Below are 16392 nucleotides of genomic sequence, written 5' to 3' on the forward strand. Positions count from 1 at the left end.
GTCGGCCGCGTACCGGACTTATGGTGGGAGGGCGGCCGATCGCGCGGACACACGCGGTGACCGCGGTCAACCGGGTACGTGAGAAGGCGGTGAACGGCCATGACAGCTGCCTCCCCGCCCTCCCGGTCCCCCATTGAGGACTGGCGGGACCTGGCCGCGCTGTGCACGGCGGTCAGGGCGGAGCTGCCCCTGCTGGCCTCGGACATCACCGACCGCATCCGCGAGGAGATCCCGGACTACCACCTCGTGCCGCGCGCCGAGCACGAGGCGGGCGTGCTGCAGCAGTGCGAGGGACTGCTCACCGGTCTGGTCACCCGCCGGGGCCCGTCGCCGGAGGAGCGCGAGCACGTCATGGCGCTGGGGCGCGCGAGGGCCCGTGCGGGATTGCCGCTGCAGTCCCTGATCGCCGCCTTCCACGTCGGGTACCGGGAGATCTGGAACGTCCTGCTCTCCCGGGCCGGGTCGGACGGCGGGGACGGCCGGAGCCGGCAACTGGTGCGTCTCGTCGGCACCGTGTGGACCTGGGTCGAGCAGATCACCGGCGCCGCGGCCGAGGCGTACAACGACGCGCTGCGGGCCCGGGACGCCGTCCAACTCAGCCTGACCTACCGCTTCTTCCAGGGTCTGTACGCCCACTCGCCGGGGGCGGAGCCGGAGATGGCACAACTCGCGCGCGCCCTGGGCTACGCCCCGGCCGGGACGTTCCAGGCCGTGTGCGCCCCGGCCCCGGCGTGGACCGACGAGCAGCTCACGGAGCTGCGCGGCCGCCTCAACCGCCTTGCGGGCACCGCACGGTGCGCCAACCAGGGTGCCACCATGGTGGCCGTGGTGCAGGGCATGCCCGCCGACGCCGTGACCGGGGCCATGCGCGACCTGGTCCCGGGGCTGCCGATCGGCACCGGGCTGGCGCGCCGGGGCCTGGCCGGCGCCGCCGCCGGCATCGTCGACGCCCAGGCGGCACTCGCGCTGGCCGGCGCCGACGGGCCGGCCGTGCCCTTCGACGACGCGTGGCTGGCGGCGACGCTGTTCCCGCAGGCCGGCAGACTGGCACCGCTGCTGGAACCCGCTGCCGGGCCCGCCGCGGCGCACCCCGAACTTGCCCTGACCGTGCGCGGGTTCGCCGACAACGGCTTCTCCCTCACCTCGACCGGCAGGGCGCTGCACCTGCACCCCAACACCGTGAAGTACCGCCTCAACCGCTGGCGCGAGCTGACCGGTTGGGACGTGCACACCTGGCCCGGACTGTCCGCGAGCCTGCTTGGACTGGGACTTGCGGAGGCGGGGGCGTTCGATCCGCGACTCCAGGGTTGACGAAGTCCCAACTCGCTGAGAACGGGGCGGTTCCGGACGATGAGGGCGAAGGATGGGTACCATCCGGCAGCAACATCCGATACACGAGGAAGCGGCTGTCGTGTCCCACAACACAACCATTCAGGACCGGTATGCGACGCGTCTCGCAGAGGACCTGGAGAACAACGCCAACGAACAGGAAGCGGTCCGGGAGCAGGTCGCGGAGCTCCAGGCCCGCCTGACCCGGCTCGAGGACGAGCGGGCCTGGCTGACCCGGTTGCAGGGCACCGTGACGACCGGCGGACCGGCCGTCACGGCACGCGAGGAACCTGCCGACGCCGAGCCTGCCGAAGAGGTCCGGGCGGAGGAGGTCCGGGCGGAGGAGGTCCCGGCCGAGGAGGTGCCGGCTCCCGTCGGCACCGGATCGCCACCGGCGGGCAGGACCCGCGGGGTCCCCCGGCCCCGCGCCCGGAAGCCGGCCGCGGCGGCGAAGTCCCGGAAGACCGGCAAGAAGCCGGCACCGGCCGGCGACAAGGAGAAGCCCACCCTGCGCGGTCTCGTCGCGGACGTCCTCGCCGCCGACGAGGAACCGCGCATGGTCAGTGAGTTCGTCGAAGCGCTGGCCAAGCGTCACCCCGACCGTTCGGCACCGAGCGCCCCGGTCGTACGCAACGCGCTGGAGGCGCTGGTCGCGAAGGGGCTCGCCGAGCGGTCCCGCCGCCAGGGCAGCGTCTTCTACACCCCTGTCACGCCCTCGGCCGGCACCGGTGCCGGCGCAGCGGGCGCGGCGGCTTCCGAGGCCGGGGAGCCGGTCACGGCGACGGCCTGACCGGGCGCCGTGGCAGGGGTACGCCTCTGCCACGGCGGAGTGGCCGCGGCCGTGCCGAGCGGTCAGGTGGCGACGTTCTTCAGCGCCGCGCCGAGCGCCTTGAGGTCCAGACCCGCGAGGTGGTCGAGGAAGTGGCGGCGTACGGACGACAGGTTGGTCGGCCATGCCTCCCGCAGCCGGGCGAGGCCCGACTCGGTGAGGACCGCGTTCCAGCCGCGGGCGTCCCGCGTGCTCTTGACGCGCTGGACGAGCCCGTCGTTCTCCAGCCGGTGCACGACACGCGTCATCCCGCTCACCGACAGCTCGCAGGCCCCCGCGAGGTCGCTCATGCGCAGCTTCCGGTCGGGCGCCTCGGAGAGGTTCATCAGGGCCAGGTACTCGATCAGCGGCAGCCGCTGTTCGCGGACCAGGTCGGCGTCCATGGCACGGGGCAGGGCGTAGATGACACGGCTCAGCGACCGGACGACCGCCTCCTCGTCCGGACTGAGCGGCACGATGGCTTCAGGGGCCGCTTCCTGCCGCGGCATGACGTCTGACATGCCCCTAGTTTACTTGCGCGGCGAAGGAAGTGAACGCCCCCTAACAGGGGGAACCCGGAATCTTCATGAAGTTGAGATCATCAAGCGTTTCGTCCCTTTTTGCCGGTTGCGATAGGTCTCCAGCAGTCGCAACCAGACCTCGCTGATCGTGGGAAAGGCCGGCACGGCGTGCCAGAGCCTGTCGATCGGTATCTCTCCGGTCACGGCCACGGTGGCGGAGTGGAGCAGTTCGGCGACGCCGGGACCGGCGAAGGTGACCCCCGCGACGGTGCCCCGGTCCTCGTCGACGAGCATGCGGGCCCGGCCGCGGTAGCCGACGGCGTACTGGTGGGCACCCGCGATGCGGGAGAGGTCGTGGTCGACGACCGTGACCCGGCGCCCGGTGCGCTCGGCCTCGCGGACGGTCAGGCCGACGGTGGCGACCTCGGGGTGGGTGAAGACGACCTGCGGGACGGCAACGGTGTCGGCCGTGGCGGAGTGGGTGCCCCAGGGGGCGCCGTCGACCGGTTCGCCCTTGGCGCGCGCGGCGATGGCGGCTCCGGCGATCCGGGCCTGGTACTTGCCCTGGTGGGTCATCAGGGCCCGGTTGTTGACGTCGCCCACGGCGTACAGCCAGTCGCCCGCCACACCGGCCACCCGGCAACTGTCGTCCACGAGCAGCCAGTCCCCCGGTGTGAGACCGACGGTCTCCAGGCCCACGTCCCGGGTCCGCGGGGTGCGGCCGGTGGCGAAGAGGATCTCGTCCGCCCTCAGTTCCCCGCCGTCCGCGAGGGTGATGCGCACCTCGCCGTCCTCGCGGACCATTGCGGCCACGGAAGCCCCGAACCGGAGGTCGGCGCCGGCTTCGCGAAGGTGCTCGGCGACCAGTTCGCCGGCGAACGGCTCCATCCTCGGCAGCAGTCCGGCCTCGTCACGGACCAGCATCGTCACCCGGGAGCCGAGGCCCTGCCATGCTGTCGCCATCTCGACGGCCACCACTCCCCCGCCGACCACGGCCAGGCGCCCGGGCACCGCGTCGGCGCTCGTCGCCTCGCGGCTCGTCCACGGGCGTACCGCGTCGAGACCGGGGAGGTCGGGCAGCGCCGCCGCCGTACCGGTGCAGACGGCCACCGCGTGCCGGGCGGTCAGCGTGAGGCCGTCCCCCTCGGGCGTGCGCACGGCCACCGTCCGGGGACCGGCGAGCCGGGCGTGGCCGCGGATCAGGTCGACGCCGGCCGACTCCAGCCAGGCGACCTGGTCCCCGTCCTTCCAGTACGCGGCCATCGCGTCACGGTGCGCGAGGACCGCGGCGGCGTCCAGCGGACCGGCCACCGCCCGGTCGAGCCCGGGCACGCGCAGCGCGTCGGCCCGCGCCACCACTGGTCGCAGCAGGGCCTTGCTCGGCTCGCAGGCCCAGTACGAGCACTCGCCGCCCAGCAGGTCGCGTTCCACGATCACGGCACTGAGCCCCGCGGCCGCGGCGCGGTCGGCGACGTTCTCGCCGACCGGTCCGCCGCCGATGACGACCACGTCGTAGGTGTCGCGTACCGGGTGTGTGTCCACTGCGTTCATCACTTCTCCTGTCGCTCTGTGTGCGTACTGTGCTGGTCCGGCCACGAGGTGCCGGAAGCCGGTCGCGGCGTGCCGGTGCCCGCGTCGCGGGGCCGCCGTTCCCGCGTGGGAGCAGATGCTCGTATCATGGGGAGGATGCTCGGGAGGAAACCATGAGCGCTGCGGCGTCGAAAGCCGACTCGTGCAACAACCTGGCGCTGCGCAAGGCGGCCCGGTACCTCGGCGCGACCTACGACAAGGCCCTCGCCCCGGTCGGCCTCCGCGCGACGCAGTTCAGCATCCTGCAGCACCTCGGCGCCCGGGGTGAGACGACGATCACCGCCCTCGCCGACCTGATCGCCATGGACCGCACGACGATGGCCTCCAACCTCAAGCCGCTCGCCCGCGAGGGTCTGGTCACCGTCGAGACCTCGGCGGCCGACCGCCGTGCGCGGATCGTCACGATCACCCCGGACGGACTCACCCGGATGAAGGCGGCGATCCCCCTCTGGAACGAGGTCCAGGGCCGGTTCGAGGAGCGGTTCGGAGCCGAGGACGCGGCCCGGCTGCGCGGGTTCCTCGAGGCCGTCCTGGACACCGGTTTCGAGCCCTGGGCGGAGTGAGCGGCCGACGCCGGGGCGGGTCATGACCTGGTGACGGCGAGGTCGTCCGCGGTCTCGCCGACCGCCCGGGCCGGACCGCGGGCGGCGCGCCGACGCCGGCGGTCGTTGCACCACGCGACCGCGCACGCCGCCCCGTACAGCAGGCTGATCGGCGCGGCGAGCAGCAGCATGCTGACCGGGTCGGTGCTCGGGGTGGCGATCGCCGCGAATGCGGCGACACCCATGAGCATGCCGCGCCACCAGCCGGCCATCCGCCGGGCGCTGATCACCCCGCCGAGGTTCAGCAGCACGAGGAGCACGGGGAGTTCGAAGGAGAGACCGAAGACGAGGACCATGCGGGTGGCCAGGTCGAGGAAGTCGTCCACGGGCAGGATGTTGGTGGCGTTGTCCGGGGTGAAGGAGATCAGCACCCGGGCGGTCGTCGGCAGGGTCCGGTAGGCCACGACGGCACCGGTCAGGAAGAGGGGGATCCCGGCCCCGAGGAAGGCCAGGGTGTACTTCCGCTCGCCGCGGTGCAGTCCCGGCGCGACGAAGGCCCACACCTGGTAGAGCCACACCGGGCTCGCACCGACCACTCCCGCGGTGATCGACACCTTCAGCGCGAGGGTGAACGGTGAGAGGAGGCCGTTGAGGGAGATCACGCCGCAGTGACCCGAACCGTCCGCCGCGGAGGCCCCGGTCAGCCGGCCGGGCGCGCAGCCGGGCAGCGGATCGATGAGGAACCCGATCAGTTGCCGGTGGAAGAGGGCCGCGCCGACGGTGACGAGCAGAATCGCCCCGACGGCCTTGAGCAGGCGGTTGCGCAGTTCGCGCAGATGCTCCCGGAGGGGCATTCCCTCGGGGTCACGCGGGGTGCCGGTGGTCATGGGCGGTCCGTCCCGGGCGCTTCAGCGCCGGTGGGGCACGTCCGCCGCGGTGGCCTCGGGCGCCGGGTGCGGGATTCCGTCCCCGGCTTCGAGGGCCGCGGTCCGCACGGTGCCCGTGGCATCGTCGACGCCGTCGTCCCGCATGGCCTTGGTCTCGCTCCGGAGGATCCGGAGCGACTGCCCGAAGGAACGGGCCATGTCGGGGAGCCGTTTGGCGCCGAAGAGGAGGAGGACGACGACGAGGATGAGGAGGATCTCGGGTGCTCCGAGCCTGCCGAACATAGGTGTTTCCTTTCTGGGGTGCTGAGTTGCCGAACGCGGTGTCGGGGCCGGGGGACGGCCCCGTCACCGCTGCCCGCCGTCACCGGGCGGATCGCGCGGGTCAAGGTCCGCGAGGTCCAGGTCCCCCAGTTCGGGCGGGAGTTGGTCGCGCAGGCCCGCCCGGGCGCCCTGCGCGAGCTCACGGAGCCCGCGCAGGGCACGCACGGTGTCGGAGACCAGCCCGGGGAGCTTGTCGGGACCGACGAGGACGACCGCCACCACGAGCAGCGTCAGGACTTCCAGCGGGCCGATGTCGGAGAACACCGTGCCTCCCGTCTGTGGGTGGGTCCGCCCGGGTCGGCCCCGGCCGAAGGGTTATGCCCTAGCGGGCCCGCGCACCGGCGGCGCGGCGGTACGGGGCGAGGAAGGTGCCGAGTTCCGCCAGCATCTCCTCCGGCGCCTGCTCGGCGACCCAGTGGCCGGCACCGCGGACGACCACGCCCCTGACGTCCTCCGCCAGGTCCTGCAGCGCGCCCCCGACGGCGCCGCCCCAGCTCTCGGATCCGCCGATCGCCAGGACCGGCATCCTCAGCTTCTTCTTCGCGCGGTCCTCGTTCTGCCGGCCGGTGGTGTCCCATGCGCGGTAGAACCCGAAGCTCCCGCGCAGCGCCGCGGGGTCGGAGAAGAGGCGCACGTAGTAGTCGCGTGCGTAGCGGGGCAGCCTCTCCCCGCCCTGGATGTCGAACTCGTAGCCGTAGAAGTCCGCTTCGCGACCTCTGACCAGCCTTTCGATCAGCTCGTGGTCGACCCGGTTGAACGGGATGTGCCAGAGCCTGTTGTTGTCCCGCTCGTCCAGGAACAGGATCGGCGAGGCGGACGGGCGCGGGGGTCCTGGGACCTCGGCCAGGGCCACCCGGGTGACCCGCTCCGGATGGTCGGCCGCCAGCGCGTAGCTGATGATCATGCCGGTGTCATGGCCGACGACGGCGAAGCGCTCGTGGCCCAGGGCGTCCATCAGGGCGATCAGGTCGCCCGCCAGGGTGCGGGTGTCGTACCCGCCGCGGGGCTTGTCGCTCAGTCCCATGCCGCGCTGGTCGACGGCGATGACCGTGTGGTGCCGGGCCAGTTCCGGCATCAGCATCCGCCAGGCGTACCAGTTCTGCGGCCAGCCGTGCACCAGGAGCAGCGGCGGCCCGTCACCTCCGATGACGACGTGCTGGCGCAGCCCGCCGGCCCGTACGAAGCGGCTGCTGAAGGTCTTGGTGAACCCGGCCGGCAGCCGGGGCGCCGAGGAGACGGTGCCGAGCCCGTCCGGCATCCGCGTCCGCGTGGACGGGGCGGCCGAGGCCGACGGCAGCCCACCGGCCAGTGAAAGGCCGGCGACGGTGACGGCTGAGGCGGCCGCGCCGCCGACGAAGGTGCGTCGTGACAGTCCGCGCGGGGCGCGGTGCGACGCCGGCTCCCGGGCGGGGCCGTCCTGCCCGGACGGCTCGACGGGGGGCATGTTCACGGGGGATTCCTTTCACTACAAACGAGCATCTGCGCGTATCGGGGTGGAGAAGGAGGCCGCGTGGTTGCGGCCCCGCAGGCCCCTGCGCGAGGAAGTCGGCGGTCAGCGGCCGGGGAAGCGCTGCTTGATCTCCTGGAGCACCCAGCCGTTGCCGTCCGGGTCGCTGAAGGTGGCGAACGAGCCGTAGGAGGCGCGCTCGGGCTGCAGGCCGGCCAGCCGGCCCTGCCCCTCCAGCCCGTGAGTGGCGTCGCCGCCCGCGTGGCCGTGGAAGAGCAGCCCGCCGGCGTCGTGGAAGACCTCGCTCACCTCGATGCCGCGGCCGAGCAGCTCCGCGCGGGCCTCCTCGATGTCGAGGACGGCCAGGTACAGACCCTGCATGGAGCCCGGCTCGGCGGAGGTGAGCCCCTCGCCGAACATGATCGAGCACTCGGAGCCCGGCGGGGTGAGGTGCACCGCGCGCCAGTCCGCGGTGGGGGCCTTGTCCAGATCCAGGCGGAAGCCCGCCGCCTCGTAGAACGCCTTGGCCCGATCGACATCGGAAACGGGCAGAATGACCAGTTCGAACTTCATGTACATGGCGATTTCCTTCTTGATTGACGACGGTGCGCCGCAGGCGGGCGGGCCACCGTTCCGGGAGACGGGGACGGAGGCGCCACAGCCGGTGCCGCACGCCGGGTACCGGCCGGGTCACCGAAGGCTTCGAGCCCTGCTCCAGGAGCTGCTCGATCCGTCCTCGTGGTGATGACCGTAGGCGATTAGCCATTAACGCGCAAAGCCCTGATGGCCGAATTCCGGCTTTCGTGACACACCTCACCGCACGGGAAGACAGCGAGGCCCGTATCCGTTTCAGACATAACGCAGAGCGATCTAGACTGACCTCGAAGGGAGGTCCGCCCCATGCCCGCACCCACGACCGAGCGCAGTCCGCTGACCCAGCCCGCGGCCGCCGACGCACTCCTGCGATTCCTCAACACGCACGCCTCGGGACCACGGCAGCTCCCCGAGCGCTTCGCGGACGCCGACGGCCTGCACGCCTGGCTGCAGGAGCACGATCCGGACACCGGGACGACCCATGTCACCGAGGCCGACGCGGCCGGTGCGCGCGAACTGCGCGACGCCTTGATCACGGTGCTGCTGGCGCACGCGGGCGACAGGAACACCACACCCGAGGCGCTCGCCCGGGCGGAGGAGCACCTGCGCGGCGTCGCGGCCCGATACCCCCTCGCCACGGTCGTCACCGCCACGGGCGCCACCTTGACGAGCACGCAGACCGGCATCCCCGGACTGTTCGGGACGGTACTGGCGAGCGTCACCGCACTCGCCCACGCGGGTCTGTGGGACAGGCTGCGGGCGTGCCGTCACGACCCCTGCCACTTCTGCTTCTTCGACCGGACCCGCAACAGCTCGGCCGGCTACTGCGGCCCGAAGTGCGCCTCCCGCGCGTCCATGCGCGCCTACCGGCAGCGCAGGAAGGAACAGGCCGCCGGAACGGCGGACTGACCCCCGCACGCTGTGTCGCGCCGGTGGTACGTCCATGACGCCCAGTGCCCGTGATATGAACCTCGCAGCACTGAAAGGCACAAATCGGGCGGGCCGTCCCACGGGAGGGCCATGAGCCGCGGCCCGGACGGCTGACCGGCGGAAGGTGGGCGGACATGCCGCACTACGATCTTGTGGTCCTCGGGGCGGGAAGCGGCAACATGCTCTTCGGGGAGGAGTTCGCGCACCTGCGCCGCGCCATCGTCGAACCGGGCCGCTTCGGCGGTACGTGCCTGAACCGGGGCTGCATCCCCAGCAAGATGTTCGTCGTCGCGGCCGACGCGGCGGAGAACGCGCGGGCGGCCGCGCGGCTCGGGGTCCGCGCCACCGTGGAGCCGGTGGACTGGAAGACCGTCCGCGACCGGGTGTTCCACCGGATCGACCCGCTCCACGACAGCGCGCTGGACTACCGCCGGGACAACGGCATCGACGTCTACAGCGACGAGGCGCGTTTCGTCGAGCCGAAGGTGCTGGAGGTGGGCGGGGAGCGGATCACCGCCGACACCTTCGTCGTCTCGATCGGCTCACGGCCCGACGTGCCGGACGTCCCCGGGCTGGACTCGGTGCCGTTCCACACCTCCGACACCATCATGCGGATCGAGGACGCCCCCGCTTCCCTGGCCGTCATCGGCGGCGGTTTCATCGCGGCCGAGTTCGGCCATGTCTTCAGCGCCTTCGGGACGGACGTGACGATCGTCCAGCGGGGGCCCCGCCTGCTGATGGCGGAGGACGAGCAGGTGTCCGAGCGCTTCACCGAGCTCGCGTCCCGGCGGCACCACCTCCTCCTCGGCGCCACCGTCGCCTCCGTCGAGCGGCGTCCCGGCGGGGTCGAGGTGAGCGTGACCTGCCCCGACGGCGACCACGTCGTCCAGGCCGAGATGCTGCTGGTGTGCACCGGCCGCCGGCCCAACAGCGACCGGCTGGACGCCGCCGCCGGCGGGCTGGAACTCGACGAGCACGGTCACATCGTGACCGACAGCAGCTACCGCACGTCCGTGCCGGGGGTCTGGGCCCTCGGCGACGTCGTGAACCACTTCCAGCTCAAGCACATGGCGAACGCGGAGTCCCGTGTCGTACGGCACAACCTGCTCCACCCGGACGACCTGCGCACCCTGTCGAACAGGATCGCCCCGCACGCGGTCTTCACCAGCCCGCAGATCGCGAGCGTCGGCCTGACCGAGCAGGAGGCACGCCGCAGCGGCACCGAGTACCTGGTGAGCGTGCGCCCCTACGCGGACACCGCCTACGGATGGGCCCTGGAGGACACCACCAGCTTCGTGAAGGTCCTGGCGGATCCCCGCGACCGGAGCATCCTGGGCGCGCACATCATCGGTCCCCAGGCCGCGACGCTGATCCAGCCGCTGATCCAGGCCATGGCGCTGGGGCAGACGGCCGACCAGGTCGGCCGCGACGTGCTGTACATCCACCCCGCGCTCACCGAGGCCGTCGAACAGGCACTGCTCGATCTGTAGCCCGAGGTCCACCCGGAGCGGTCCCGCCCGAGACGGGACCGCTCCGGGTCATCAAGAGGCGGCGCGGCGGGCTACATCTTCATGCCGCTCTTCATCTGCTTCATGTCGTGCGCGTCCATTCCCCTGCCCATGTCCATCAGCATCCGGTGGATGTCGTGGACCGGTGAGGGCATGACGACGAAGGGCCGCATCATGCCCTCGTCCTCGTGGTCGAGGAGGTGGCAGTGGTACATCACCTTGCCGGTCTGGTCGGCGAGCCGTCCCGCCACGGTGACCAGGGTGTTGGCGTTGACGGTGATGGTGTCCTTCCAGCCGGCCTCCTCCGGGGCGACCGGGACCGGCGCGCCGAGGGTGATGGGCTTCTTCGTCTGCGCCGTGGCGAAGTCCATGCCGGAGGTGTCGACGGCCCGCCGGTCGACGACCTGGAAGTTCATCAGGTGGATGTGCATCGGGTGGTAGATGGGCACGCCCTCGGGGGCGGCGCTGATGAAGTGCCACTTCTCCCAGGTGCCGGCGGCGGCGAAGAAGGTGGTGGTGTCCTCGAACATGGTGCCCGTGCGGCGCAGCGTCCGGGTGCCGCCGGGCATGTCGACGGTGACGATGCCGGTGCCGGGTGCCGTGCCGGCCGGGACCTGCTCCATCTCCCAGATCTGGGGCATGGCGCCGGTCGTATCGAAGCTCAGCAGGACGAAGCGTTCGGTGGCGTCCTTGGGCACATCGGCGAGGGTGAGCCTGCGGAAGGACTTCGACAACGTTGTCGGAAGCGGGTGGAGCGCGCGGCGCTTCTTCTCGACGCGGAACTGCATGACCTCGGCGTGGGGGATCAGGAAGTCGGGCAGGTCGGCGCCGGGGGTCTGGCCGGGGATGGTGTTGACGAGCTTGAGCTTCCTGCCGGGGAAGGCCGCGAAGTCGATGACGACGTCGGCGCGTTCCGCGGGCGACAGGGAGATCGCCTCGTCGATCGTCTCCGGCTTGCCGAGCAGGCCCATGTCGGTGCCGATCAGCTTCATCGCGCCGCGCACGACCTTGCCGGTCTCCTCGTCCACGACGACGAGGCGGTAGATACGGGCGCCGGACACGTTCAGCAGCCGGAAGCGGTAGGCGCGGGCCTGGACGTCCAGGTACGGCCACACCACACCGTTGACCATGGTGAACGGGGCCAGGCTCGCCAGGGCGGGCGGGAGGGTGCCCGGCATCGGCATCGAGCCGGGGCCCAGGATCCGCTTGGCGAGGACCTGGCCGGTGAGCCGGCCCTGGGCGTCGGTGTCGAAGTTGACGTCCTGGATGGTCAGCGGGATCTCGTGCTCGCCGCGGGGCAGACCGAGCCGGTCCTCCTCCGCGTCGCGGACGACGTAGTTGCCGATCAGTCCGGACTGGACGTTGAGCGAGGTCACCGACATGGCGTGGTCGTGGTAGAAGAGGTGCGTCGCCGCCTGGTCGTTGGCGTACTCGCCCAACTGCCCGTTTCCGGAGGTCACCCCGAACTCGGCGGCGCCGTCGCTGAGGGCGTTCTGGTGACCGCCGTGCACATGGACCGTGGTCCATGCGGTGAGCCGCTCGACCTCGGGGCGCGGCGACGCGCCCTCGGCGCCGGGACGGTTGTAGGGCAGCAGGCCGGGGCCGGGGCCCTCGGCGTTCACCCACACCGCCTTGACCGGGGTCCGGCCCTTGAGCTTGTTGTTCCAGGCGACGCGCACCCGCTCCCCGCTGCGGACCTCGATGGTCGGGCCGGGGAAGTGTCCGGCGTAGGTCCACAGCCGGGCGGGCGGCATCTGGGAGTGCAGCCGGATCCGGGACTCGACCATGTCGATCTCCGTGATCCCATGGCTCTTGGGGCGCAGCGTCGGCGGGACGCGCAGCGGGTCCCGGAACGGCTTCAGCGTCGTGAACGTGGGCTCGTTCACGCCCTGCAGCGCATCGGCCGCCTCCGCAGTGCCCTGGAAGACGCCGGTGGAGGCGAGGACACCGGTACCTGCGACGGCGACGGCGGCGGCGGTGGCCCCGGCCATGCCGAGAACGGTCCGCCTGCTGGTCGTTGACATGTAAGTGTTCATCCTGTTCTGGGTGGTACGAGCGCGGGAGGCGCGGCTTCGAGGGGACGCGCACGTGCTCCCCCGGGTCCGGGGAGCGGCGTTCCGTGCGCCTCAGGGCGGCGATGCCGAGCGGACGACCGGCGGCCTGAGGAAACTTCCGGCACGGACGGATGCGGTCGGGCCTGTCGGCCACCCGGCATCCCGCGTCAGGGCAGGCACGTCGGCCTGCCGGCCGGCCCCGGCAGGATTCCTGCCGGTCCGGCGCTCCCGGGGTCCGCACTCCCACGGTGGGTTCGCCACCTCGGTGCGGCACTCGTACCCGGGCAATCCCCCCAGCCTGCGCTGAACCCCCGCGCACTATTTGCTCGGTCAAGCAAGTAGAACATTCGACCACTTGTACGTGCAAGTAGCTTGATTCGCCATCAAACCGAACGTGTCGGTGCCGCGCGGCGGGCACGCCGCGCCCGCCGCCCGGCATCCCCCGACGGACACCGGAACGGCACCCGCGGGCTCAGCCGAGGTAGAAGCCCCGGCGCGCGGCGACGAACTGCTCGACGGTCCGGGCGGGCACGCCCGTCACGCGCTCGACGTCCTCCGACGCCCGGTCGTAGCGGTTCTCCCGGTGCAGCCGGCCCATGGTGGCGATGTGGGCCTCGATGTGCGGCGGCAGGCCGACCTGGCCGAGCACCTCGGCCCGCCACCGGTCCGGGGGCACGTCGACGTACGCCACCTCGCGCCCCAGCGCCCGCGAGAACTCCTCGGCCATCTCCGTCATGTCGACCGTGCGCGGCCCGGTCAGCTCGTAGACCCGGCCGACATGCGGGGCGGGGTCGCCCAGGACCGTCGCGACCACCCGGGCGACGTCCTCCACGGCCACCGGCGAGGTGCGCCCGGCGCCGAACGGCAGCGCGATCGTCCCGCTCTCCCGGATCGACCGTGCGGCCAGCGCGGTGAACAGCGGATTGTCCAGGAAGGACGTCGGGCGGACGTGCACCACCGGCAGGCCCGACCAGTTCAGCACCTGCTCCGCCAGCCAGTGCAGCCGCTGCTGGTGGGACTCCCCCTCACTGGTCGCGGTCATCTGGGACACCGTCATCTGCGACATGCCCACCAGCGCGTCCAGCCGCCCGTACTCGCGGGCGACGCTCGCGACCACGGTCGCCGCGAGCAGGTGGTCGGGCGAGACGGGCATGGCGAAGTACAGCCGGCGCGCGCCCTCCAGCGCCGCGGCCACGGTCTCGGGCCGGGTCAGATCGCCGGTGACCACCTCCGCACCGAGGGCGCGGAGCGCGTCCGCCCGCTCGTCGTCGCGGCGGACCATCGCGCGTACCGGTACGTCCTGATCACGCAGGAGTTCGAGGACGGCACGGCCAACGCCGCCGACCCCGGTGAGGAGGACAAGATCGTCGGCAGCCATCGGCCGGTCTCCTTCTGGGTTGCTGGGTTCACGGTGACGGGTGCGGCTCCGGATGTCCCCGGCGCACGAGGTGCGCCGGGGGGTGCCGTCACCCCGTAATTAGGAGCATATGCTCCTATCTGTCGAGCGGCAAGGGGACCGCCTCCGGCGGGACCCCGCCCCGCACCGCGGGGGCGGGGTCCCGCCCTGGGGCGACCGGCCCCCGCCGCACCTACACTCGTGAGGAGGGAGCCGTTCGATGACGAGCAACAGCGCGCTCGGAGAACACCGCCGCGAAGGCGGGCCCGCACGGACCGGGGGCACGGGTCTCGAGGAGGTCCTGCACGGCGCCGTCCGTGAGGCCCTGTTCCGCGTGGACGCCGTGTCCGCGGCGGTCTACCTGCTGGGCGCGGACGGCTCCGAGGTGCGTGCGGCGATGATCGCCGGAAGCCCGCCGTCCTGCTTCACGATGCCCTGCCGGATGGGCATGGACATGCCCCGCGCTTCGACCCGCGCGGTCGCCACCGGCAAGGTGGCGGTCCTGCCCGATCCCGACCCGGCCGACCCGGACCAGAGGTACGCCCTGCCGTATCCGTACGCCGCCCTCGCGGCCCCGGTCACCGCGGGCCGGCAACGTTTCGGCGCGCTCACCGTGCTGCGCGTGGAGAGCCACGGCGGCTACGGTCCCGCGGACCGCGGGGTGCTGCAGGAGATCGCGGACGCGCTGGCCGCGGCCCTGGCCGGGCTCGCACGCGCCGGCACCGCCATCGCGGCCGGCCCCTCACCCGCACTCGTACCGGTGTTCCACTCGAGCATCCACACCCCGGGCTGGGGAGTGCGCGATGTCCCCGGCTCGGCCGGCGCCAGCCTGATGTACCCCCTGCGCCACTTCGCCGAACGGCTCAACCAGGCCACGACGGTGGAGCACCTCATCGCGGGGGCCACGGACTCCATCATGTCCCCGTTCGGCGCCCGGGCCCTCGTACTGGCCTCGGTGGGCGCCGGCCGGCTGTGGGTGCTCGGGCACAGCGGACCGTCCTCCGCCATGGTCCGCGCGCTCCACGGCGCCCGGCTCGGCGCGCGCACTCCGGCGGCGGAGGCCGTCGGCGGGCACGCGCTGTTCCTGCCCGAGGGTCCGCCGCCGGACGCGGGCTCCGGCCGGCAGGATGCCGGGCCGCCGGCCGAGGCCTACCTGCCGCTCGTCGTCGGGAGCAGGCCGGTCGCCGTGGCGTCCGAGGTGGACCCGCACGTCGTCGGCGTCTGCTGCCTCCAGTTCGCGGGACCCCGCACGTTCCCGCCCGAGGAGCGGACGGTGCTCAGCATGATGGCCGGCATGCTGGGGGCGGCGGTGGAACGTGTCGAACTGGGCGCCAGACAGCGCGAGGTCGCGGAACACCTGCAGCACAGACTGCTGCCGCCCGCCCTCTCCGAATTGCCGGGGCTGGCCACCACGGCGCGTTACCGGCCCGCCGTGACCACCGTCCAGGTGGGCGGTGACTGGTACGACGTGATCAAGGTGTCGGACGAGCGGATGGTGCTCGTCGTCGGGGACGTGGAGGGCCACGACCTGGACAGCGCCGCCGTCATGGGCCAGGCGCGCACCGCGCTCACCTCGTACGCCACCGAGGGCCACCCGCCCGCCGTGGTGATCGACCGGACGGGCCGGCTGCTCGCCGAACTCGGCACGGAGCGGCTCGTGACGTGCTGCGTGGTCGCCCTCGACACCGGCGACGGCACGGCCGAAGTGGCCCTGGCCGGGCATCCGGCACCGGTCGTACGACGGCCCGACGGCGACGTGCACACCCTGGACGCACCGGCGAACCTCCCCCTGGGCGTCACCGCGCGGCACCCGTACCGGAGTTGTGAGCACACACTGTCGCCGGGGTCCGTGCTGATGCTCTACTCCAACGGCCTGACCGACTCCGCCACCGGCGATCCCGGCGCCTGCGCCCGGGACCTGCTCCACGCGGGCGGCCAGGAGGCCGGGGCGGACCTGGAGCGACTGGCCGACCGCCTGGTCGCCGAGGTCTCCGGCCCACGGTGGCGCCGCGACGACGCGGTGCTGCTGCTGGCCCGGTACGAGGGCGCCGTGGGCGAGGGCGCGCCGCGGACGGCGTGCCTGCACGTCCAGCGCCGCGACCTGCACGGGGTCAAGGCGGCCCGGATGTTCGTCGAAGAGCGGTTGCGCTCGTGGGAACTGGCGGACCTGTCGGAAGCCCTCCAGCTGATCGCGTCGGAGATCGTGACCAACGCCCTCATCCATGCGGGCAGTGACGTCGACGTCCGGTTGCGCGCCTTCGCGGACCACGTCCGGCTGGAGGTGCGGGACTCCGACGGCAACCCGCCTGTCCCCTCGCGCCTGACCCTGGACGAGGAGGAGAACGCCGAGGCCGAGCACGGCCGGGGCCTGCTCATCGTCGAGGCCCTGGCCGGGCAGTGGAACACCTCGCCCAACGGCCGCGGCAAGACCGTCTCGCTCGACCTGCCGGTCCCGGACGGCTGAC

General features: G+C 72.4%; 15 protein-coding genes. 6 read left to right on the forward strand and 9 right to left on the reverse strand.

Going from position 1 to position 16392, the window contains the following annotated elements; translation table 11 throughout:
• Positions 1-99: 99 nt before the first annotated feature.
• Together ACFW3D_RS11500 and ACFW3D_RS11505 are read left to right on the forward strand one after the other, a co-directional pair.
• Positions 100-1311, forward strand: a complete 1212-nt coding sequence (locus ACFW3D_RS11500; RefSeq protein WP_500503857.1) for a helix-turn-helix domain-containing protein — start codon at positions 100-102, stop codon at positions 1309-1311.
• Positions 1312-1411: 100 nt separating this feature from the next.
• Entirely contained in the window at positions 1412-2119 is a 708-nt protein-coding gene (locus tag ACFW3D_RS11505) for a hypothetical protein (RefSeq protein ID WP_500503858.1), read from the forward strand.
• Positions 2120-2181: 62 nt separating this feature from the next.
• Here the strand turns inward: ACFW3D_RS11505 and ACFW3D_RS11510 are convergent, their stop codons facing one another.
• Positions 2182-2658 (reverse strand): MarR family winged helix-turn-helix transcriptional regulator, encoded by a 477-nt coding sequence (locus tag ACFW3D_RS11510; protein WP_500503859.1) that lies wholly within the window; start codon positions 2656-2658, stop codon positions 2182-2184.
• Positions 2659-2721: 63 nt separating this feature from the next.
• Positions 2722-4209, reverse strand: coding sequence for a dihydrolipoyl dehydrogenase family protein (locus tag ACFW3D_RS11515; RefSeq protein ID WP_500503860.1), 1488 nt, complete (start codon positions 4207-4209; stop codon positions 2722-2724).
• Positions 4210-4361: 152 nt separating this feature from the next.
• Here ACFW3D_RS11515 and ACFW3D_RS11520 point away from each other — a divergent pair, with 152 nt between their 5' ends.
• Entirely contained in the window at positions 4362-4811 is a 450-nt protein-coding gene (locus tag ACFW3D_RS11520; protein ID WP_500503861.1) for a MarR family winged helix-turn-helix transcriptional regulator, read from the forward strand.
• 20 nt (positions 4812-4831) lie between these two features.
• Here the strand turns inward: ACFW3D_RS11520 and tatC are convergent, their stop codons facing one another.
• The 5 genes from tatC to ACFW3D_RS11545 all read right to left on the reverse strand — a co-directional run bounded on the left by tatC (position 4832) and on the right by ACFW3D_RS11545 (position 8024).
• Positions 4832-5677, reverse strand: a complete 846-nt coding sequence (gene tatC, locus ACFW3D_RS11525) for a twin-arginine translocase subunit TatC (protein WP_500503862.1) — start codon at positions 5675-5677, stop codon at positions 4832-4834.
• A 21-nt stretch (positions 5678-5698) separates the two neighbouring features.
• Entirely contained in the window at positions 5699-5959 is a 261-nt protein-coding gene (gene tatA, locus ACFW3D_RS11530) for a Sec-independent protein translocase subunit TatA (RefSeq protein WP_500503863.1), read from the reverse strand.
• 63 nt (positions 5960-6022) lie between these two features.
• Complete coding sequence (locus ACFW3D_RS11535; protein WP_500503864.1) at positions 6023-6262, reverse strand: twin-arginine translocase TatA/TatE family subunit; 240 nt, start codon at positions 6260-6262, stop codon at positions 6023-6025.
• A gap of 58 nt (positions 6263-6320) precedes the next feature.
• On the reverse strand, positions 6321-7442 hold the full coding sequence (locus ACFW3D_RS11540; protein ID WP_500503930.1) for an alpha/beta fold hydrolase: 1122 nt from the start codon (positions 7440-7442) through the stop codon (positions 6321-6323).
• A gap of 108 nt (positions 7443-7550) precedes the next feature.
• On the reverse strand, positions 7551-8024 hold the full coding sequence (locus ACFW3D_RS11545; RefSeq protein ID WP_500503865.1) for a VOC family protein: 474 nt from the start codon (positions 8022-8024) through the stop codon (positions 7551-7553).
• A gap of 321 nt (positions 8025-8345) precedes the next feature.
• On the opposite strand from ACFW3D_RS11545, the gene ACFW3D_RS11550 reads away from it, so the two are divergent.
• Together ACFW3D_RS11550 and ACFW3D_RS11555 are read left to right on the forward strand one after the other, a co-directional pair.
• The gene (locus ACFW3D_RS11550; RefSeq protein WP_500503866.1) at positions 8346-8948 is read left to right on the forward strand and encodes a CGNR zinc finger domain-containing protein; all 603 of its coding nucleotides are present in this window, start codon (positions 8346-8348) and stop codon (positions 8946-8948) included.
• Between the two features lie 155 nt (positions 8949-9103).
• Positions 9104-10459 carry a mycothione reductase gene (locus tag ACFW3D_RS11555; RefSeq protein WP_500503867.1) on the forward strand — a complete coding sequence of 452 codons (1356 nt, stop codon included), beginning with the start codon at positions 9104-9106 and terminating at the stop codon, positions 10457-10459.
• Positions 10460-10530: 71 nt separating this feature from the next.
• Here the strand turns inward: ACFW3D_RS11555 and ACFW3D_RS11560 are convergent, their stop codons facing one another.
• The gene (locus ACFW3D_RS11560; RefSeq protein ID WP_500503868.1) at positions 10531-12501 is read right to left on the reverse strand and encodes a multicopper oxidase family protein; all 1971 of its coding nucleotides are present in this window, start codon (positions 12499-12501) and stop codon (positions 10531-10533) included.
• A gap of 502 nt (positions 12502-13003) precedes the next feature.
• Positions 13004-13909 carry an NmrA family NAD(P)-binding protein gene (locus tag ACFW3D_RS11565; protein ID WP_500503869.1) on the reverse strand — a complete coding sequence of 302 codons (906 nt, stop codon included), beginning with the start codon at positions 13907-13909 and terminating at the stop codon, positions 13004-13006.
• Positions 13910-14147: 238 nt separating this feature from the next.
• Here ACFW3D_RS11565 and ACFW3D_RS11570 point away from each other — a divergent pair, with 238 nt between their 5' ends.
• A complete protein-coding gene (locus tag ACFW3D_RS11570; protein ID WP_500503870.1) occupies positions 14148-16391 on the forward strand; it encodes an ATP-binding SpoIIE family protein phosphatase in 2244 nt (747 codons plus the stop codon).
• Position 16392: the final 1 nt, after the last annotated feature.

It is taken from the genome of Streptomyces sp. NPDC058864, assembly GCF_042742985.1.
Lineage (GTDB): Bacteria > Actinomycetota > Actinomycetes > Streptomycetales > Streptomycetaceae > Actinacidiphila.